This is a genomic window from Bacillus sp. LR--39, from assembly GCF_053613335.1.
The window spans coordinates 562,291-584,770 of record NZ_JBSIOT010000001.1 but is presented as its reverse complement, the minus strand read 5'-3'; the positions used below and the strand labels follow the sequence as shown (position 1 = coordinate 584,770).

Annotated in this window: 10 protein-coding genes; 3 read left to right on the top strand and 7 right to left on the bottom strand. The window is 48.2% G+C overall.

Features of this window, described 5'->3' with window-relative positions; all coding sequences use genetic code 11:
• Positions 1-8 precede the first annotated feature (8 nt).
• The 6 genes from ACWHAR_RS03175 to fabD are packed head-to-tail and all read right to left on the bottom strand — an operon-like array spanning position 9 to position 18,331.
• Positions 9-12,602, bottom strand: coding sequence for a type I polyketide synthase (locus ACWHAR_RS03175; protein WP_057766243.1), 12,594 nt, complete (start codon positions 12,600-12,602; stop codon positions 9-11).
• Between the two features lie 39 nt (positions 12,603-12,641).
• Positions 12,642-13,379 (bottom strand): SDR family oxidoreductase, encoded by a 738-nt coding sequence (locus tag ACWHAR_RS03170; protein WP_032874129.1) that lies wholly within the window; start codon positions 13,377-13,379, stop codon positions 12,642-12,644.
• A gap of 14 nt (positions 13,380-13,393) precedes the next feature.
• Positions 13,394-14,758, bottom strand: a complete 1,365-nt coding sequence (locus ACWHAR_RS03165) for a long-chain fatty acid--CoA ligase (RefSeq protein WP_032874127.1) — start codon at positions 14,756-14,758, stop codon at positions 13,394-13,396.
• The gene (locus ACWHAR_RS03160; RefSeq protein WP_003153264.1) at positions 14,755-15,027 is read right to left on the bottom strand and encodes an acyl carrier protein; all 273 of its coding nucleotides are present in this window, start codon (positions 15,025-15,027) and stop codon (positions 14,755-14,757) included. Before ACWHAR_RS03160 ends, ACWHAR_RS03165 begins: the two co-directional genes overlap by 4 nt.
• 24 nt (positions 15,028-15,051) lie before the next feature.
• Positions 15,052-16,032 (bottom strand): LnmK family bifunctional acyltransferase/decarboxylase, encoded by a 981-nt coding sequence (locus ACWHAR_RS03155; RefSeq protein ID WP_032874125.1) that lies wholly within the window; start codon positions 16,030-16,032, stop codon positions 15,052-15,054.
• 40 nt (positions 16,033-16,072) lie between these two features.
• Positions 16,073-18,331 carry an ACP S-malonyltransferase gene (gene fabD, locus ACWHAR_RS03150; protein WP_032874123.1) on the bottom strand — a complete coding sequence of 753 codons (2,259 nt, stop codon included), beginning with the start codon at positions 18,329-18,331 and terminating at the stop codon, positions 16,073-16,075.
• 734 nt (positions 18,332-19,065) lie between these two features.
• Between fabD and loaP the strand changes: the two genes are divergently transcribed.
• A complete protein-coding gene (gene loaP, locus ACWHAR_RS03145) occupies positions 19,066-19,596 on the top strand; it encodes an antiterminator LoaP (RefSeq protein WP_003153257.1) in 531 nt (176 codons plus the stop codon).
• Positions 19,597-19,924: 328 nt separating this feature from the next.
• Here loaP and ACWHAR_RS03140 read toward each other — a convergent pair whose 3' ends face one another.
• Complete coding sequence (locus ACWHAR_RS03140; RefSeq protein WP_032874120.1) at positions 19,925-20,779, bottom strand: LysR family transcriptional regulator; 855 nt, start codon at positions 20,777-20,779, stop codon at positions 19,925-19,927.
• A gap of 138 nt (positions 20,780-20,917) precedes the next feature.
• Between ACWHAR_RS03140 and ACWHAR_RS03135 the strand changes: the two genes are divergently transcribed.
• Both ACWHAR_RS03135 and namA read left to right on the top strand, forming a co-directional pair.
• Positions 20,918-21,241 (top strand): GlpM family protein, encoded by a 324-nt coding sequence (locus tag ACWHAR_RS03135; RefSeq protein ID WP_032874118.1) that lies wholly within the window; start codon positions 20,918-20,920, stop codon positions 21,239-21,241.
• 139 nt (positions 21,242-21,380) lie between these two features.
• Positions 21,381-22,397, top strand: a complete 1,017-nt coding sequence (gene namA, locus ACWHAR_RS03130) for an NADPH dehydrogenase NamA (RefSeq protein WP_032874116.1) — start codon at positions 21,381-21,383, stop codon at positions 22,395-22,397.
• Positions 22,398-22,480: the final 83 nt, after the last annotated feature.

The following is a 22,480-nucleotide window of genomic DNA, read 5'->3' as shown; positions in this document are numbered from 1 at the left end:
CCATTACGCTAATCCCTGTAAAAACCGATCGTTCTTTTTACAGCGGCTTCTATGCTTATTTCGTTTCTCTCCAATTCATCAAGCAGGTGTTCATAAGTCTTAAGCGGGGACATATCAGTCTCATAAGTCTCCCGGTGCCTTATATGCTGCGCACTGTGCGGTATCCAGCAATGTGTTTTCGTAAAAGGATAGACGGGCAGGCTGACTTTTTTTGGCCTTTCGTCCGGATATAATTTATTCCAGTCGACATGCAAGCCTTGCACCCATAATTTTGCAAGCATTGCATACTTTCCTGCTTCAATCCATTGATCTATGGTCCCGCTCATTTCTGCATTGTCCGTCATCTCTGTAAACAGCTGTTTCATCGCTTTGTTCCGGCCTGTAAAGAAATTCTGCCCCGCCTCCTTGCCGCTGAGGAAATCATTCAGCGCGTTCGTAAGCTCTTCTTTTGTTTCAGCAATGACGGCAAGGCGCTCTTCCATTTCATCCCGGCCAAGCTGAAGCGTATAAGCGATATCCGCAAGAGCTCCGTCAGCTGAATGTGTCTTTTCCAAATATCTGCGCAGCTGTTCCGCACGTTCCTTCAGCTGTTCCGCCGTCTTTGCCGAGAGAATGAATAAGGACGGCTGAAGTTCACCGGCAGTCCATTGTTTCTCTTCAACAGGAGAAACATATTCTTCGAGCACGACATGAGCGTTGACACCGCCAAATCCGAACGAGCTGACACCCGCTCTCCGCGGCAGTTCATTTCCGCTATCATCAGTCGCCGCTTTCCACGGCTGAGTGTCGCGGACGAAATAAAACGGGCTGCCGTCGAGGCTGATATACGGATTAACGGTTTCACAATGCAGACTTTTAACAAGCGTTTTGTGCTGCATCTGCAAAATAATTTTTAAAAGCCCGGCCATGCCGGCGGCAAGCTCTGTGTGGCCGATATTCGTTTTGACGGAACCGAGGCCGCAATGAGGCTGATCGGGTGCCGTTACTCCGGCTTTCTGATAAAGCGCTGCAAAAGCCGCTTTGAGTCCGTTGATTTCTATCGGATCTCCGAGCGCCGTTCCCGTGCCGTGGGCTTCAATATAACTCACTGTACGGGGGTCGATGTTCGCTTGCTGATACGCTTTTATCATGACTTCTGTCTGTGCTTTCGGATTCGGCGATGTAAGGGAAGCCGCCCGTCCGCCATGATTTTCCGCCGTTCCGCGAATAACGGCATAAATACGGTCGCCGTCACGTTCCGCATCGGATAATGTTTTCAAAACAATCATACCGGCACCTTCAGCTCTGACATACCCGTCCGCTTGATCGGAAAATGTTTTGCAGCGCCCGTCTTCACTGAGCATTCCCGCTTTATTAAAGCTGATATGCATATCCGGCGACACAATAGCATTGACGCCTCCTGCAATCGCGATGCCGCAGTCTCCGGCCTGAATTGCCCTGACCGCACGGTGAACAGCGACCAATGAGCTTGAACAGGCGGTTTCAATCGGTTCGCTCGGCCCATGTATATTCAGAAAATAGCTCATGCGGTTCGGACCGATTGACGGAACCGTTCCGGCGGCGGAAGAACCCTCAATCTCTATATGGAACTTTGAAGCTTCCTGAGCGTAACCGCTGTTTGTCGTGCCTGCAAAAATGCCTGTATTTGTACCTGACAGGCTTTTGGCAGAGCAGCCGGCATCTTCAATCGCTTTCCATACATGCATCATTAAAAGTCTTTGCTGAGGATCCATCATTTCGGCTTCATGCGGAGAAATACCGAAAAATAACGGATCAAATTGAGCGGTTTCATCAATGAAGCCGCCCCACTTTACATTGCTCGCATTTTTATCTTTCTGCGGATCTCCGTAATACTGTCTCCAGTCCCAGCGCTCCGGCGGTATTTCAGAAATGCAGTCCTTTTCTCCGGCTAAATTCTCCCAAAACATTTCCGGATTTTCAGCCATTGGAAATGCACAGCTGATTCCGATTATCGCCACGGGCTCAGGTGCAGCTGCGGTTTTTGTTTTAGGAAGGCGGGACTGAATCGAGAATGGCTCCGTCTTCATTTTTTTACGCACAACCGGTTTCTCCGTTTCTGTTTCTGCCTGTGAGCCGAATGTATCCGGATGTTCCGTCAGCAAGTATTGGGCAAAACTAAAGACTGTCGGGTATTCAAAAAACACGGCCGGTGTCAGTTCAAGCCCATACGTTTTATTTAGTTCATTTGCAAACTGCGTGAATGAAACCGAATCAAAGCCATAATCTCTCATCTCTGATTCAGCATCTATCTCGTCTTCTTTCACCTTCAGAATGCCTGATATCATATGTTTGAGTTCCGCTTGTACTTTATTCGGCATATGGACGGGCGTCTTCCTTGACACATGAATGCTACGGGACGGTTCCGGCGTTTCAGGCATCAGGTTTTTTCGAATCCGTTTTTCGTCGCCCTCTGCCACCATGACCTGGTGTTCTCCGGAGGCAAAAGCGGCGTAAAGCGCCTGGATGCCTGAGGCTGATCGCATGGCTTTCATTCCGGTCTGTTCATACATCAGCCGTTCGGTCTCTTTGTCCACACGCATACCGCCCTCTTCCCAAAGCGGCCAGTTGACAGACAGGGTCTGCCCGCTCCGCTCGTTGTCCCGCACGAGACGGTTCCGGCGGGCTGCATAAACATCCATAAATGCGTTGGCTGCCGCATAACCGGACTGCCCCGGATTTCCCATGCCTCCCGCCAAGGAAGAAAACAGAATGAAAAAGTCCAGCCGCACATCTTTCGCTGCTTCATCAAGATTGATAAGCCCTTTCACTTTCGGCGCCATGACGGCCTTCCGTTCGTTTTCTGTCTGGTTCAGAATGTAGTTGTCAGCGATCACGCCTGCGCCGTGAATGATCCCGTCGAGTGTTCCGTGCTCCTCCTGTATGCCGCGGACGAGGGCGATGACCGCCGCTCTGTCTGTCACGTCAACCGGTTGATAAAATACGCGGGCGCCCGACGCTTCCAAGTGCCGTAAGCGGGCGGAGCGCTCTTCATCAAGCACTTCTGCCCTCCCCGTTAATACGAGGACGGCATTTTTGACGCGGGAGGCTATTTCTTCAGCGAAAATCAGTCCGATGCCGCCCGCTCCCCCGGTGAGGAGGTAGACCCCTTCGTCTTTCCACGGAACGGCGCCGCTTTGAGAGGCCGGCAGATGACGCCAGTTTCTGACGAGACGTTTGCCGTCTTCATAACGGATTTCCGCTTGTTCAGGATGCGCCCGGTTTTCTTTCAGCTTGGCAAGAAGCGATGATGCTGACTCGTCCGGATCGGCTTGGATGACTTGGCCGTACAGCTTCGGATGTTCAAGGTGAGCCGTTTTCAGGAAAGCGGCCAGCCCCGCCAATACATTGTCTTCCCCCCTGTCGGGGACAAGAAGCTGGATCAGCGTTTTTTCCTTCTGTTTTTCTTTGATAAGACGCGTGACGATCGCTGACAGCTCCGCCGCGCAGGCGTCATAACGGTCTTCAATCGGACCTTCGCCGTCAGCCGCACATACGGCGCCGCTTATGTCCTCAGCATTCATTCCGCCATACAGCGTCACGTATCTGAAAGACTCTTCTTGTCCGCCGCCTTCACCCGGCGGTGATTCCTGCCACTTTGGCTGAAGCAAGAGCGGTTTTTCCTCCGTTTCCTCTTCCAGAAAACGGGCGGTGAGCCCCGTCAATCGGACACATACCGCGCCGTTTTCGTCACACAGCTCAATATGGTAGGCGCCGTCCGCTGAGGAAAGCGCCGCCCACATCGTCTCCCGGCACGCAGAAAACACCTGCATATCCTGGAGGGCAAACGGCAGAAACGGCCGTCCGGACGCGGAACCGTCTGAAAGCACGAGACCGATAGAAGCCTGAAGAGCGGCGTCCAGCATGCTTGGATGCAGGATGAACGGCTCCTTTTCCTCGCGGGCGGACGGCGGGAGAATGAGCTTTGCGAGCACTTCTCCGCTTCCGGCATAGACGGCGTCAAGCGCCTGATGAGACGGTCCGTAGGTGATGCCGAGGCTGTCGAACGCTTCATAGCACTCAGCCTTTGACAAGTGACGGCCGCCGCAGCGCGCCTGAACCGCTTCCACATCGAGAACAGGAGCACGCTCCGTCTCTTCGAGCACGGCCTTTCCCTGGAAAAAGACAAGCGGCTCTTCTCCTTCGGCATACGCTTCAAAAGCGATGTCTCCGTTTTCTTCCGGCTGAAGTCTTACATGAAGCGTCACTCCTTCAGAAAGCGCCGTCACCGGCCGGAGCCAAACGATCTGTTTGATCCGGACACCCGTTTTCCCGCCCGGCAGGTCTTCAGCGGCAAGTGTAACGGCGGCCCGGGCCATTTCTAAAGCAGCTGCGCCCGGAAGCACCAGTTTTCCATTGACGATATGATCGGCAAAAAACGGTTCATGCCCAGAAAAAACAGAAGTAAAGCGCTGGGCGGTAAAAGTCGATGTATTCGCGTGAAGCAGCGGGTGAAGTCTGGCTGCTTTCTCACTTTCCGCTGAGCCTGTTTTGTCAAGTGACACATCAGCTTTTGTCACCCAATATCGGTCTTTGGCAAAAGGGTAGGCCGGGAGACTGATGTGGCCCGGGTTGCGCTGATAAAGAGCTGACCAATCGACGTCAAGTCCTTTAACCCAAAGGTCAAGCAGCTTTCCGTATTTCCCTTTTTTCAGCCAGGCATTTATGGTAAGCGCCATATCTTCATCAGAAGTGAGCGAAGCCGCCAATGAATGATGTTTGGCTGTCCTGCCCCGCCAGATATGAGCATGTTCGATATTATGATCGTTTGAGAAACTCATAAGCTTCATTTTCAGTTCTTCTATCGACTCGGCCGTAAATGCAAGCCGCTCAGCCATCGGTTCTCTTCCCGCCTGAAGCGTGTAAGCGATCTTGGCCAAATCCCCGTCAGAACGTTTTTTTCTTATGACATCATCCAGAAGCTGGCGGGCGCGCTCTGTCAATTGCTGCTCATTTCGCGCTGATAAAATGATAACAGCCGGTTTTTGCGGAGAAACGAGCACGTTTTCCATTGGTTTCAGGCTCTCAGACGGCACATATTCCTGAATGATGACATGTGCGTTTGAACCTCCTGCTCCAAACGAGGAAATGCCGGCAATTCTCGGATATTCCTTCATTTCACCCGTGATATTCAAGACAGGTCGTTTCCATTCCGTTTCTGTTTGCTGTACGAAAAACGGAGTGTGCTCAAACTCAATATTCGGATTCAATTCCGCCGCATGCAATGAAGGGGCAATCCTCTTATGTTTCAATTGCAGAAGCAGTTTGGTGATTCCCGCAATCCCGGCAGCGCTTTCTAAATGTCCGATATTTGATTTAATGGAACCGATGGAACAAAACTGCCTGTCTTCTGTTGTCAGGCGAAAAGCTTTCGTTAACCCGTCGATTTCAATCGGATCACCGAGCGCAGTGCCCGTTCCGTGAGCTTCCAAGTAACTGACCGTTCTCGGGTGAATGTCTGTTCGTTTCAACGTCTCTGCGATCAGATCAAACTGCGCTTTCGGATTCGGCACCATATAAGCGTTTGTCCTGCCTGCTGCGTTCAGCATGCTTCCTTTAATAACGCCGTAAATATGATCGCCGTCTTTCTCCGCTTGAGCAAGCGGCTTTAACACAATCGCCCCTACTCCTTCACCGTCAACAAAACCGTCCGCACTGTCTCCGAAAGATTTGCATTTATCACCGGGAGACAGCATTGAAAAAGCGGACAGCCGCTCATAGTGGGCCGGATCAACGATAAGATTGACTCCGCCGGCAATCGCTGTTTCACTCATTCCGCTCCGCAGGCTTTCTGCGGCGAGATGGACAGCTGTTAAAGAAGAAGAGCATGCTGTATCCACAGCCATACTCGGCCCTTGGAAATTGAACAAAAACGATACTCTGTTTGCGATAGACCAGTCGCTGGGAACTGTCGGGTAATTGCTGTTCATCACACCGACAAAGACTCCGATTTTCCGGCTGTCACAAAGCGTAGCCGGGGTGTACCCCGCATCTTCAATGCTTGAATAAGCAGTCTGCAGAAACAACCTTTCCTGCGGATCCATCCTTTCAGCTTCCGCGGGAGATATACGGAAAAACAGCGGATCAAATTTATCAATGTCATCGAGAAAACCGCCCCATTTTGAATAAATGGACCCCCATTTTCCGCGTTCCTCGTTATAAAACGTTTTCCAGTCCCAGCGATCTTTCGGCACTTCAGTAATAGAATGCCTGCCGGCTTTTACATTTTCCCACAGCTCATCAACGTGATCGGCGCCCGGATACCGGCCTGACAGACCGATGACAGCGATATCCTGGATATAGGGATCTCCGTTCGTCCTGCTGTCTTCCTCGTTTTGAGGAATTTTGTTTTGTTTTACATTCAGGTTATCTGTGTGATCAGACAGCTGCTCCTCACGCACACCCATCGCTTTCATAAATGCTCCCCGCTGAGAAAGAAGCAGGTAATCCGCAATTTCTTCTATCGTCTGATATTCAAAAAAGAGGGTGCTGGTCATTTGGTCAAACACGTTACGAAAAGCATTCGTGAGCCTGACGACCAGAATAGAATCCAAACCGTATGCGGTTAAGGAAACCGACGGATCCATTCTCCCGCTCGGAATCTTCAGCGTTTTTCCTATTAATTCCGTCAGATATGCGATGCCCCGTTCTCTTACGTTTGGAATCGGCGCGGCGCTTTCTGCGGGAGCCTGCACCCGTCCGGCGTTTTCGGGATGAGCCCGTCCATTCCCGAATTGCCGCTCGAGCGCTTCTTTACGGGAAGACAGAAAGTAATCAGCAAGCTCATCAATGGTTTGATATTCAAAAAACAAAGTGCTGCTGACAGAACCGAAGACGTCTTTTAACGCGTTGGTCAGTCTGACGACCAGTATGGAATCCAATCCGTATGCGGTTAAAGGTTCATGGGATAAAAGACGATGCGCCGGCACTTTAAGCGCTTCACCGATGACCTTCTTCATCAGTTCAACGCTTTTTTCTCTCAGGCTGAAATGCAAAGTATCATCCGAAAGACCATCTGCGTCATACGGACGGCGCTCCGGCTTCTCTTCTGACGCCTGCGGGAGGGCAAGCCTGACCGTTCCGTCACTTTCAGCCGCTATAATCTGCTGGCCTAAGTCGTGTGCGGCTTCAGCCGGAAACAGAGGATGGACGAACCCTTCAAGCGAAAGCGCTTCCGCCCAGCCGGCCGGCTCAACCCCCGGACAGCCCGGAATCCGTAAATCATGATCCTCATACAGCCACCAGCCTTCAAGAAGGCCGAACGTCACATGGTTGAATATGGTGCGGCTGTTGATCTCATTTAAAAACAGCTGGCCGTTTTTTTGCAGCATTGCTTTCGCATGGCGCAGCGCAGAGCGGATATTTTTTGTCGCATGAAGCACATTGGTCGCGATCACTGCGTCATACGTGCCGATGTCCTGCGCTTCTGTTGATACCGGCTGCTCAGCGTTGAATATTTTATAAGTGACATAAGGATATTCCGGACCGAATATGTCTTCTGCATGTAAAAGAAATGCTTTAGAAATATCCGTGAAACAATATTCGGCAATATGCGCTTCATACGGTTTCAATTTTCTCATGACCGCGGCGCTCGTCCCGCCCGTTCCGGCTCCGATTTCTAAAATGCGGATTTTCGCCTGCGGGTCTTTTTCCAGACGTTCCCGCAAAACTGCAATCAATGTGTCAGCAAGCTTGTCATTGAAAAAATCAGAAATGATATTATTGCGGTAAATGCCTTCCACAAGACGGAAGGAGGAGTCAGGGAACATCACTTCCGTTGCCGGAAGCTTACCGGTTAAAATGTCTGGAAGCACACGCAATGTCTCTTCTGCCAATCTGACATGCGCCCTCATGTCTTTCTGGCGCAGCCAAGTCTCTTTTTTCCGCTCCCATTCCTCCCACACCTGCCCTAGATCCGTTTTTTCCGGAGCAAGCGCTAATTCAGTCAGGAGGACAAAGCTCTCTTTCAGCCATCTGCTGTATTGTTCCGTTATGCCGGCAGCCGATTGAAATAACGGCAAAGCCTGATCAAGACCGGCTCCCATCTCATAAAGGGTTGATACTAGCATTTTTTCAATAAGGGATTCCAACTCTCTCATGCAGCTCATGACACTTGATGCTTTTAACCGCTCAGCTTCGTCATTGTGCGTGATGTTAACCGCTAATTGTCCGAGTGCGGAAGGAATCTTTTCCGGATAAACCGTTACTTGTTCTTTCAGATCGTCTTTCATAAAAACCGGATCTGTCGTTTTGATCAGCGCCAGCTGGTCATGAGGTCCGGAAAGCAGGGTTTCCAGCGTTTTCATCGCTTCGGGCGCCTCAATAGAAGCGATTCCGTCCCGCTCCATCCGTTTCCGGTATTGTTCTGAGGCCACGACGCCGACACTTCCCCAAAAGCCCCAATTGACAACTTTTACAGCATACGGCGCTTTCTGTGAGATCCGCTTAGCAAAAGCGTCTTTAAACGTGCACCCGGCGGCATAATTGCTCTGTCCCGGCGCTTTTTGAAACGACATCATCGAAGAGAAAAACAGCAAGAAATCCAGGGGTTCCCCTTCAGCTACCCGGGCAATCTGCAAGCTGACATCGGTTTTTGCAGAAAGTGAAGCGCGGAATTGATCCTCTTCCATATTGGCAAAACTTCGGTCTGATAACACGATGGCGGAATGAATGATTCCGCGGACCTTTCCATTTTCCTTCACAATGGTGTCATACGCCCGTTTGAGAGAGTCATAATCCGCAGCATCCGCGCTGAAATATTGCGGTGCGGGACCTAAAGCCGCAAGTCTTTTCAGCCTTCTTTCAATCTGTGTATCTTTTTTCCTTCTCCCGATCCAGACAATTTTCGCCTGATAGGTCTGAATCATATATTCAGTCCATACTTCTCCTATTCCGCCTGCCCCGCCGATAATCACATAAACCCCGCCGTGCCGGTATAATGAAGGCTCATCTGCCTGAGGCCGGCAGACGGCCAATTGCTGGCGGTGCCACTGACCTGCACGAAAGACCCACGGGTTTCCCTCGGAGTCCGCCGGTAAAGAGAAGACATCGGGAAGATGCCGGTATCCCCTTTGAGATTCCAAATCAAGAAGCCGGATGCTCCAATTGCTGTATTCTTTTGCGAGCGACCCCGCTAATCCGTGTATGCTTGCATGACTGGGATTGACCTCATCATGTTCATGAATCGGCTGTGCTTGAAACGTGCAGATTGTCAATGATAGTTGTGCCGTATCAAAATTCAGAAGCAGAAGCGCTTTTATCAGCCGGAAAAGCTGCATGACCCCGTGCTCCTGTCCGTCGGCCGTATCCGCATCATAAACGGATGGAACGGGATGATCCGGCGCCGCCCATATCATGTGTTGAAAAGAGCCTTGCGTTTTCAGTGTTTCAGCCATTTGTTCCGCGCTGTCCAAAGAAGTGATGTCCGGAAAACGGACATCGGAATACATCTCTTTCAAAGCCTGCTGAAAATCCGGCCCGGCCCCGATGACGATTATTTTTTCTTCACGCATGAAAGGCATGCCGGTTTCCGGAATGGTGACGGTGTTCCAAACCGGTGTCATAAGCAATTCCGTTTCACGGCTTTTCTTCGGCGTGACGCCGGCTTTTTGGTTAAACCCGGCGCTTTCCTGCACCTCTTTTATGATAAAATCTTTCACTGCCGCCAACAGCACGCCGCGCTCATCACAAATATGCAGATCAAATTGGTGAACGGAGGCCGCTTTTACCTCCGCATGCACAAATACGGTTTTCGCTAACGGTTCAAGCAGCAGTATTTCTCCGAAGGAAAACGGTACGATAAGCGCAGGCTCTTTTTGAAATTGCAGCACATGCGCCATTGCGGTTTGAACAGCGCCATCCATTAAGGACGGATGTAGGATGTACTGTTTAAAATCGGCTTCCAAGTATGACGGGAGCGTTAATTTGGCCAGTGCTTTCCTTTCTGTATAAGAGAATTCGCGGATGACCTGAAAACTGTCCTTTTGCACGATTCCCGCCTCAGAGAAAGAGTGATAGATGTCTTTCGGCTCCGTTCTCTGCGCAAATGGCGCCGGGAGCTGAAAGGCCGGGGCCTCAAAAGACGCTCCTTTTTCTTTACAAATCACTTCTCCTTGCGAAAAGAGGGTGCCGTCCGCTCCTTTTTCTTTAATGACATAGCTTATACGCTCTTTTTCTGCTTCAAACTCTATCATGACGGATCTTGGGTCTGTCCCTGTCACAATCGGCTCCATGTACCACACACTTTGAAGAGAGACGGCCGGGCGTTCTCCCCACAATGCCGCGCCGTATGCCGCCATTTCCAGATGACAGACTCCGGGAAGCACATATTTTTCGTTCACTAAATGATCTTTAAAGAAATATTCATCCTTGGAAAATATCTTTTGAAACGTTCCTTTCCGGACGGATGAAACATTCTCATCAAGCAGAGGATGAAGCGCTTCACGCCTTTTGATATTTTGGGGCTTTTTTGTATACCGCTTTTTTTGATCGGTCAGCCAGGACGTTTCCTTTAAAAACGGATACGTAGGAAGCGGAACTTTCTGATACGGCGTTTCCGGCTTTTTGCAACCTTGAAGGCCTTTCACCCACAGCGCGGCAAATTTCTCAGGATCTGAAACGGACTGGCCTGAAACGTCCGGCCGCCCGGGTGAGGCTTTTCCGAAGTACATATGCCTGCCGTCGCTGTGACCGCTCACAAATCCGTCCAATCGCTGTTTCAGCTCAGAAAGGGATGATGCAATGACAGCAAGCCGGAAGGAGAAGGGCTCTCTGCCTGACAATAAGGTGGCAGCGATATTTTCCAGACTGTATCCGCCGGCAGAAGGCGAGTTTTCCAATCGGGCAAGAAAGATGCTCAATTTCCCGGCATATTCTTTCAGCTGTTGTTCGGAATGTGCGCTTAATACGACGGCATGAGGTTTTTGCTCAGTATTCCCGTCCGCTTGCCGTTTTGGCTGATAAGCACCTACAATCAGATGGGCATTAGAGCCTCCTGCTCCGAATGAACTGATTGCGGCGATTCTCGGTTTATCTCCTTCAGCCGGCCACGGCCGGTTGTTTCGGACGACATAAAATGGCGAATCAGAAAAAGAAATCTTGCGGTTCAGTTCCTCGGAGTGCAGACTGGCGGGAAGCGTTTCATGTTTCATGCTTAAAAGCACCTTGATTAAACCGGCGATCCCTGCAGCCGCTTCCAAATGTCCGATATTGGATTTCACCGAGCCGATTCCGCAGTCATTTTTCTCATCGGTCTGTTTATCAAATGCCATAGACAGGCCGCGTATCTCAATCGGATCGCCGAGCGCCGTGCCGGTTCCGTGAGCTTCAATGTAGCTGATATCCGCCGGACTTACCGCGGCTCTGTTTAGAGCGGATAAAATCAGGTCCCGGTGCGCTTCCGGATTCGGCACCGTATACCCGGTCGTTTTGCCGCCGTGATTAGTGGCGGACCCCTTAATGACACCGTAGATGTGGTCTTTGTCCGCAATCGCTTTTTTCAATGGTTTTAACAAAACGGCTCCCGCGCCTTCGCCGGGCACGTAACCGTCTCCGCCTTCACCGAAACTGCGGCATTTTCCTTCAGAAGACAGAAAATGCGATTGGCTTAAAAACATGTATTTTTGCGGATGTAAGCTGAGGTTGACGCCTCCGGCCAGCGCCATTTCACAGTCGCCCGACATAATGGCCTGACAAGCTTGATGGACGGCGACAAGCGATGAAGAACACGCCGTATCAACAGCAATGCTCGGGCCATGGAGATCAAGGAAATAAGAAACCCTGTTCGGAATGCCCCAATATAAGGAGCCGGGGCCTTTGTACTGATCTTTGAGGAAACCTTCTTCGTGTGCAATTAATGAATATTCATTCCAGGTCACTCCGGCGAATACCCCGATTTGATCCGTCGGCCTCGCCGCCGGGTTCCCGTAACCGGCATCCTCCATCGCTTCCCAGCAGCACGTGACATACAATTTTTGCTGAGGGTCCATTAAATCAGCTTCCCACGGGGAAACAGAAAAAAACAGCGGGTCAAATTGATCCGGATGATCAATAAAACCTCCCCATTTACTGTATGACGCGTATTCTGCCGTTTTCTCTTCCGAGTAATAAGAGCTGTCCCATCTGTCCTCTGGGATTTCGGAGACACAATCTTTATTTTCCATTAAATTGTCCCAAAAATCATGCTGGTTTTCCGCTTTCGGAAACATCCCGCTCATTCCGATAACCGCAATATCAGAGCTCCCGTCCGTTGCCGGTTCAGGCACCTTTTCAGCCGCCTGTACAGGAAGCAATTCTTCTTCCTGCCGGCTTCCCGTATCAGGCTCCGTTTCTGTGAATTCAAGAACGCTTTCGGGATTTCGTTTCTGCGCACTTAAAAACTCACTCAATTTCTCAATGTTCGGATATTCAAAAAGCAGCGTTTCAGAAAGGCCGGTAAATTCTTTATGCAATATGGTCATGATTTCTTCACTGATGAGAGACGTCACGCCAAGAGTGAAAAAAGCGGTTTTATCTTCCGCTTCGGTCACCTCGGCACCCAGCTTTTGCGCTATTACCGTTCTTAAAAATTCGTTAATACATTTCATGAGGATACCATCCCTTGTACAAAAGAATTTTTCTGTGCTTTAACAAGTTAATCCGCCGTCTATGGCCATTGTCTGTCCGGTCATAAAGGACGATTCAGGAGAAAGCAGGAAACGAACGAGTCCGGTCATATCGTCTGTTTCGCCTAAACGTCCCATCGGCGTCCTTCTGATAATCTGCGATTTTTGTTTTTCCGGCATATTTTTCGTCATATCGGTGTCCACAAAACCGGGCGCAAGTGAATTGACACGGATTCCTTTCGACCCGAGCTCCCTGGCCAGGCTTCGCGTCAAGCCGTCAAGAGCCGCTTTGGATGCGCTGTAGACTGAAGTGCCTTTAAATCCTCTTGAGCCGATAATGGAGCTTATGTTAACGATTGATCCGGAATTTTGTTTCAGCATGACACGGGAAACGTTTCGGGTCAGCTTGATGACTGAACCGATATTCAGATTGAGTATGCGGTCAATGTCTTCATCATTGGTCAGGGGCAGCAGCTGATCAAGGTTCAAACCGGCGTTATTGACCAAGCCGTCTATTCTGGAAAACTTGCGGTATACTTGAAGAACAAACTGTTTCATGGCGGCATCATCCGCCGCATCCGCCGCTTCCCAATAAAAGCGGCCGCGGTACTTTTCACTGTCTCTCAATGTGTTAATAAAATCAGATTCACTGCGGCTGAAAGCGGCTACTTTGTAATCCTCATCCAAAAGCGTCTGTACAATCGCTTTTCCCAGCCCCCGGCTTCCTCCGCTGACGACCGCTACTTTTCCGTTATTCATATTTGCCTCCTGTTTTACACGTTTCTTATTTTTTTAAATCGATCATTAGACAGTTTTCGATCTGTAACAGAGATGATCTGCGGTATCTGATATGGCTGCAGCTTCTGTTTGCAATGAGCTACGGCCCGCTTTCTGAAAGATTTGATATCTTCTTCTTTTTCGAGCACGGCCTCTGCCGCAACAATCTCGCCTGTAATCGGATTTTTTCTGCCCGTTATGAGAACATCCCGGACATTCGGTATCTCCAGAAAGACGCTTTCCACCTCTGCCGGAAACACTTTCTCTCCGCCCACATTAATGATTTCACTCTTTCTTCCGAGAATTCTTATATATTCGCCGTCTGTTTCCACCTGGTCACCGGTGTCATACCAGCCGTCTTCATCGAAAGGTGACGGTGCGTTTAAATAGCCGAGCATCGCCGACTCAGAACGGACCCAAAGCGTGCCTCCGGTAATTTTGGTCTCTGTTCCGGCGCCGCCTACTTTCATCCAAGTGGATTGGCTGTCTTTTGATTTCGTTGAGAATATCCCCAGTTCAGTTAATCCGTATGTTTGTTTCAGCCGTACATCCGGAAACATCCGGTGGATGCCGCGCAGCGTTGATTGCGGCATCGGCTCTGTGCCGTAAGTGATCAGCCGGAGTGAAGAGAGGTTATAGCCGGCATCCGCCTTGGACATCAGCAGCATGTTTAAAAAGGTCGGGGTGGCGGGGAGCACTTGGACAGCATGTTTGTCGACCGCCTGATAAACGGACTCCGGCGTTCTGCTGACTGATGTGACGATCGTTCCCCCGTTAAACAGAATCGCAAACAGCGTATTAATGCCGCCGATATGATCTAATTTCAGAAAAATGAGCGTACGCAGCGGTTTTCTCTTCGCCGTTTTATATTTTTCAAGCAGCCGGCCGGCGCTTAACACGGATGCTTTGCTTTTGCCGGAGGTTCCCGATGTGAAAATAATAATGCCTGATTCCCCTCTCTCGCGCAGGTCATCAAGCAGAGGGTGAGAGGCGCTTTCAGAACCTTCACGAAGCGTCCAGCTGTCATTTTCATTTATTTCAATGATTTGATTCACTTTCGCGTCTTCAAACATATCGAGGTGCTTTTCCCTTGATTCATTGCTGAGAGGGACAACGATATTTCGGTTTAACAAAAGCGCCATCAGCAAAAAAATGGCGTTCGGGGAATAATCCCCGATAAGCGCCACACATTCTCCTTCACGTATTCCGTTTTGTTTAAGTTCTTTCTGAAAAAAGCTGATTCGTGTCAGCAAATCATCATACGTAAAAGTCTGCCCTTTAAAAATGAGAAACTCACTGTCTTGCGTTTCCCTAAGCTTATCAGTCACCCAGCTGATATCTCCCCTGCTTTCTGTTTTCATGATTGAGCACTGTCCATATATTTTTGATAAATATCACAAATGCTGCCGACGGTTGTAATGCTGGAAATCGTTTCTCCTTGGGAAAAAGGATCTACTCCGGTTTCCATCTCCATCTGTGCGACTAATTGAGCGATATCCAGTGATGAGAAGCCCAGATCCTCTATGACTCTCACATCATCTCCCGCTTCGACGGCCCGATATGACTGCTGTTCTTGAATGTCCTGAATGATTTGAGCGATGATCTGCTTCATTTCCTTGGTTTGTTCCATTTGCTTTCAGCTCCATTCTTCATTTTATAAACTTCTGATGACCCGTTTATAATCCGGAATATGATCTTGTGAAGAGGTCGGCACCGCCAGCAGCTTATCCACCTTGGAAATGGCCAGCAATGTATGATTTCTTTTCATATAGACTTCAATCTGATAGCTGATTTTCGCCACTGAGATCATACTGAGGGACTCACCGTGAAAGTCGGGATCGCATTCTTCAATGTGTCCCGTCATATAAATATCAAGCTCTTCATCTGCAAAACAATTTCCGTAATAATACGTCTCTCTTTCAAGCAAAAATAAATGCCGCGCGATTGAAACCGGAAAACCCGGCTTCGACCGGCGCGTCATCCATTCAAATTCCGCCGCATCCATTATCTTGCTGAATTTCGCAAACACCATGGCATGCCCAGGCGCAGCATCCTGATCAACAGGAACCCGATATAAAACGGGGTCTGCTGTTTTGAGATTGCCCGGCTTCATACCGAAGGCGTCCGTTCTGATTTTCTTTGACCGCATCAGCGCGTAAGGCGGCTTGGCTAGCTTAGAAAGTTCCGCAATGCACTCAGCCTTAGGCGCTGAGACTTTGCGGGTCGAACCTTCTGTTTGTGTGACGTCGACGACAATTAAACTATTGGCTTTCATTGAAGGAAACCGTCCCCGGTCCCACTCGCTTTTATCAGAGCTGACCGCTCCTTTCGGCCCGAACAAATAATCAGATTCTAATATGGTTTCTCCAAAGCGGGAGATATCGACTCCGACGGAAACCTCGTCCCATAATCGGTACTGATCAAGAGGCTGATCTGAAGGAACTTTGAGATGTGTCATAAAATAAGCCGGATACAAAATCAGCCCTTGGTGATCGGCCATCTGATCAGGCCGGAATCCCGTTCCGGCCGTTAAATGGTGACTGTGTGCGTTGCCGAATAACAGCAGCAGCGCGTACTCATTCAAATTCCCTAACCCGACATGGCTCATCGTTAATTCATGATTTTCAATCAGCATGGTCTGTCCTCCGCAGAAAAAATGTAATGGCTGGTCATACTCAGCCTGTAATCGATACCAGCCTTTGCGCAAGAAGGCCGGCTGTTTCTTCCATGAGCTGTTTGCCGATCAGATCGACATGCCTGTTTCTCCAATTTTCAAGCGGGGTTCCTTTCACCCACTGATTAAACGCGCCGAGTGCAGGGCCGCAATGAATTTGGTAATCTATTTTACTTTCGCTTTTTCCTTCCAGAGCGAGCCTTGTCGTATGAGAAAAATACCATTTAAATACCATCGCCATTTTGTGTTTCGGATTCTGTTCGGCTTTGGCGATCTGTTCAGGAGATTTATCACGTTTCAGCTGCTCATACACTTCTTCAAAACCGCGCTGGAAATACTTTTCTTCAATTAATGTTTTCGTTTTTTCATCTATTTCATCTAAAGAATTGTATTGTCTGTACAAGTCAAAGAGTTTATTGGCTCTTGCCGGGAAAAACAGTCCTTTTTTCAGCACCTGCACCCTTGCTCCCGCTTCAAACATATCTCCCGCGGGAGCGTATGACGTATCCTGCACGTTCGCTTCCTGAAGCAGATCTTTCACTGAATCACTTGTCCCGGCTTCGACCGTGCATTGATTAATAGAACCGGTTCCGATAAATTCGGCGCCGAGCAGAAACGCCGCAGCAGCCGCTTCCGGAGTGCCGATGCCGCCGGCTGCGCCGATTCTTACTTTTTTCGCATAACCGTGCTTCTCCATCATGCGGTCTCTGAGTCTGATCATGGCAGGCATTAATGTATACGGAACCCCTTGGTCGGTATGCCCTCCTGAATCCGCTTCAACGCAAATGTCATCAGCCATCGGAATTTCTTTTGCAAGCGCCGCTTCCCCGGCTGTCAGCCGATTATCAGACACAAGTCTTTCCAGCACATGAGCCGGAGCCGGATTCAGAAAGGCCTCAGCGACTTCAGGCCGGGATACTTTCGCGATGATTCTGTTTTGAACTGACACCGATCCGTCATGATTCCTGCTTAATCCCTTTGCCCTGTATATAACGAGAGCGGGGGTTATGCCCATAAATGCCGATGCTTCAATAAGATGAATGCCGTTTTTTAAATATAAATCTATCATTCTGACTTCCTTGTCAGGTGACATCATATGATGAAGAAGATTCATTCCGAATGTTTCCCCTTGCCGCAATGCAGACCGGATGGTTCCGATGGCCTGTCCGATCCGTTCGATACTCAATCCGCCCGTTCCGAAAAAGCCCAGCATTCCCGCTTTTGCCGCTTTAATGACCATCTGTTCCGAAGCAATTCCCCTGTACATGGAGCCCGTCATGTAAGCATATTGGATGTTATAATCTTTTTTAAAATCTTCGTTCCCTAATCTCATTCCCGCCGTTTTTTGCGGATCAGCTGCCGATGCTTTGACATCAGCAGTATCAGACTCTTCTTTCGGCATAGGTAATGGGGCGGCATCTTTTTTAATCTGCCGCGTCAGTTTTGTCAGCACTTCCCCGGGCCCGACTTCTGCAATTTCATTATTTTCAAGTCCCATCAGACGGCGTATCGTGTCCGTCCACTTTACCTGATTGGTCATTTGCAAAGTCAGATTTGTTTTGATTTCATCATTCTTATAAGGTGCGGCATGAAGATTTGAGATCACCGGAAAACGAAGAGGCAAAAACGCCGTTCTTTCTAAATAATCTGCAAACTCTTTTTCAGCATCTTTCATATAGCGGGAATGGAAAGCGCCGCTCACATTTAAAGGAAGGTACATTCTCACGCCGGCTTTTTCAAAGACGGGGCCCGCTTTTTCAATGTCTTGTTTCGTTCCGGCGATCACAATTTGCGAAGGTGAATTGTGGTTAGCGATATCAATGCCGGTCAGATGATAATCGGATAGAACCTCTTTTACTTGTTCAGCCGTAAACCCCAAAACCGCCGCCATGCTTCCGGGAGCTGCCTTGCTCATGAGCTCTCCTCTTTTTTTTACAAGCTGCAAACCGGTCTCAAAATCAAAGCAGCCGGCCGCAAATAACGCATTATATTCTCCTAAACTGTGCCCTGCGGCGTAATCAGGCTCTCTCCCCGACTCTTTCATTTTCTTTAAATAACTGAGTGCACTCACCGTATATAACGCCGGCTGGGTAAATTGCGTTTTCCCCAGCTGGTGATTCGGATCCTCCAGACACAATTCTTCTATAGAGTAGCCTAATATGTCATCAGCCTGACGTGTCAGATCTTGAAATTCATCAAACAGTCCGGCTCCCATCCCTTTAAATTGAGAACCCTGCCCCGGGAACACAAACGTAAGCATCTTATCCTCATCCTTTCCGCATCGCCAATTTTGTACATCACATGTGGTTCTCCATACAAAAACGTCTCTTATTTCATATATTGACTGGTGTAAACACCGGCATAAAAATAAAAACACAAACGCGTTTGCGATTCAGCACAGGTTTAAAAATCGCAAACGCATTGTGTTTTCCTTTTCTAACATAATTTATATTAAAACATATTGCTTGTTTACTGAATGTTTCTCATGACAAGCTGCAGTGCCAATATGCCCGAAAACAGCCATGACGGCACACTTCTCCCTTATCATGTATATGTAGATATATACACTACAATCATTTTTATAATCCCTACTTCCTCTTCAACGTGCCGAAACAGCGATTGAAATTTAATAGGTGCTTTACATCAATTTAATAAATTTAACAAATAGTTGCTATTTAAAGAGAATAATATCAATTTATAGATAATAATGTCAAGGCTTTATTTCGTTATTTTCTGACATTTATTCCACAGTTTTATATTCGGTGGGCAGTCGGCATAATTGTTTCGGGATAAATGTCAGATAATTCCCTGAACCCTTTTCATGTCAAAGAAAATTTCATCGCTTCTCTGTCAATTGGGTCTATACTTATTTTTCATTTTCATATATTATGTAAAAAAAAGACGAATTAGAAAAATTTTTAATCACTTTAAATACTATCCATTAAATACTTTCTTTGTATAATAATTTCTTATTATTCTAAGGAGGATCCAGTCATGAAATGGTACGCACTTTTTGTAGAGTCCGGAAAAGAAGAAGCAGTGCAAAAATTTCTGCGTCTGCAGTTTGATGAGCAGGCTCTCTACTCAATCATACCCAAGAAAAAAGTCACAGAACGAAAAGCCGGAATCAAATACGAGGCACTCAAAAAGATGTTTCCGGGATATGTTCTGTTTAAAACGAAGATGACAGAGCGGACATTTCATAAAATCAAAGAACTCCCCATTTCATGCAGAATCGTGAATAACGGCGCATATTATTCCAAAGAGCGTAAAACCTATTTCACGACAATTAAGGATGAAGAAATCCTCCCTATTATCAGGCTGATCGGAGAAGGAGACACTGTAGATTATTCAAAAGTCTATATTGAAAATTCAAAAGTAACCGTTGCCTCAGGGCCTCTTAAAGGAATGGAAGGCATTATTAAAAAGATCGATAAAAGAAAAAGACGCGCCAAAATCTGCCTGTCTTTTATGGGACTGGACAAAATGGTCAACGTCGGAATTGAAGTGCTCTCCAAACCCTAGCATTTCAAAAAAAGCATCAACAGCATGTGCCGTTGATGCCCTTTTTATATAAACAGACGAAAGCCCGACACCAAAATAACTCCGCTCACCACCGTCACGGTCAGACTTTTTGTTTTCAAGGCATAGTTGACCTGAAGCCGTGCTGCGCCCATGAGGCAAAAATCACATTTAGGGGAAGATAAATCCAGAGCGGTGAATTGACGGTTGAGCTTCATGACGAAAAGCAAGTGCTGACTTCGGGCGATGCCGCACAGTTATTTTAATTCCTCGGATGAATCGGTGACATATTTTATGCTGGTCTATTATCCTGAACCGGCTTAAACGCACATCAGGCTTCTTCAGACAGAAGCCTGACGGACCGGACAGAAGGTGTCTGCGTCTCCTTTGCATGAGCTGTCAAAAGGCCGAGCTGCCTGGAGACATACCGGTCGAACCGTTTGATGAGCACATCACAATCATTCACCAAAAGCTGCGGCAAGATGCTGATCCCCAGATTGTTCCGCACCATTGCAATAATCGCTTCATCCCCTCTGATTTGATAAGCGACCCGCGGCGTAATCTTTTCTTCCTTCAGCACTTTCAGCACATCAAAATGTGTCTCCGGATAAGGCACGATACATTTGACGGACTCCATGACATGTAACGGAACCGTTTCACATTGCGCCAATTCATGCTGCGGGCTCATCACCGCTACAATCGGGTCTTCGGCCAACGGGTAAAAATACCACTTCTCGCTGTGGGATGTCCCGATCGCCGCATCAATCCGGTCATCTTTCAGCCATTCTTCCAGTTCAGTAGAATTTCCTTCAAACAAATGCACCTTAATGGAAGGATACAGCTCATGAAATTCCCTCAAAATTTTCGGCAGCCATTTTACGGCCACGCTCGTAACAGTTCCGAGCCGGACTTCCCCTCTTTCTAACCCATTAATATTATCAACGGTTTCAGACAGTTTTTCATAGTTTTTTTGAATTTCCTTCATAATATGTAACACTTTCAAGCCATTTGCGGTGGGCCTCACTCCATGCCGCTGTCTGATCAAAAGCGGAAAACCGTACTCTTCCTCTAATTTACTGATCATTTGGCTGATGTTCGGCTGTGTGTAATTCAATATGGCAGCGGCTTGGGTCAGGCTGCCGCTTTCAACCGTTTTAATAAAGGCTAAATGCTTCTTTAAATCCAACCGGCTTCATCTCCCAGATATCATTCTTTATTATCCAATGCATTAGTTATATTTAGTTTACTTATATATCAATCAAAAATAAAATGGCAATGTCTCCATCATTATACTTGATAACAAACAGAAGGTGAGCGTTTCAGCATGAGTTTTCTCATTCAGTTTTTTATCGGCGGCACCGTTATGGTGGCCGCCGCGTATTTAAGCAAGTCGAAATACTTATTTTTATCAGGCGTTATCACATTGCTGCCGATCATGACGCTACTGAATATTCACTTGCAGCTGAAAAACATGAGCCCCGACGATTTCAGAGCCGCTCAAAAAAACGGAATATTCGGTGCCTTCGGCGCAGTGATCTTCGTCAGCAGTATTTTCATCCTGACAAACTGGTTCAAAGGTGGCCACGCAGTCATCGGTGCGTTTCTCATCTATATTTGCTATATGATCAGCTGTAAATGCCTGTTATGAAGATACGGCATCGCTGTGTATAAAAAAATGCCTTTCCAGAACAATAATAACAATGCGCTCAGTCGTGAGCAGTTTATATGACTGAATGATCATGAATTGTTATAATTAATGTCTACAAACATTCCGGGAGGCGAAATAAATGGCCAGAAAATTATTTACCCCATGGACCGTTAAAGATGTAACGATCAAAAACCGTATTGTTATGGCACCGATGTGCATGTATTCCTCACATGAGAAGGACGGAAAACTGCAGCCTTTTCATATGGCGCACTATATATCGCGTGCAATCGGTCAGGTCGGTCTGATTATCGTTGAAGCGACAGCCGTTAATCCGCAGGGACGTATTACCGATCAAGATTTGGGCATTTGGAGCGACGATCATCTCGAAGGCTTTGCCAAACTGACAGAACAAGTGAAAGCGCAAGGGTCTAAAATCGGCATTCAGCTCGCGCACGCGGGACGTAAAGCAGAGCTTGAGGGAGACATTTACGCTCCGTCAGCTATTCCGTTCGACGAGCAGTCCAAAACACCGGCTGAAATGACGACAGAACAAATTAAAGAAACCATTCAGGAATTCAAACAGGCAGCGGCGCGCGCGAAAGAAGCCGGCTTTGACATTATTGAACTTCATGCGGCACACGGCTACTTAATGCACGAATTTTTGTCCCCTCTGTCCAATCACCGTACAGACGAATACGGAGGCTCACATGAAAATCGCTACCGCTTCTTAGGCGAGACCATTGAAGCCGTCAAGGAAGTCTGGGACGGCCCGTTATTTGTCCGTATTTCTGCATCGGATTATACAGACAAAGGGCTGGACATTGCGGATCATATCGGTTTTGCGAAGTGGATGAAAGAACAGGGAGTCGACCTCATTGATTGCAGCTCAGGCGCACTCGTTCAAGCTGATATTAACGTCTTCCCAGGCTACCAAGTGAGCTTCGCGGAGAAAATCCGTGAACAGGCCGAAATCGCAACAGGCGCCGTCGGTTTGATAACGACGGGAACAATGGCGGAAGAAATTCTGCAAAACAACCGCGCTGACCTTATTTTTGTCGCGAGAGAACTTCTGCGCGATCCGCACTTTGCAAGGAGTGCAGCGAAGCAGCTGAATACTGAAATACCGTCACCGGTTCAATACGACAGAGCATGGTGATGAAGTGACAGCCGGAGTTTTTCGATCCGGCTGTCTCTTTTTTTATTTTTTGAGAAACGATTGCCGAAGCTTCTCCGTCTTCC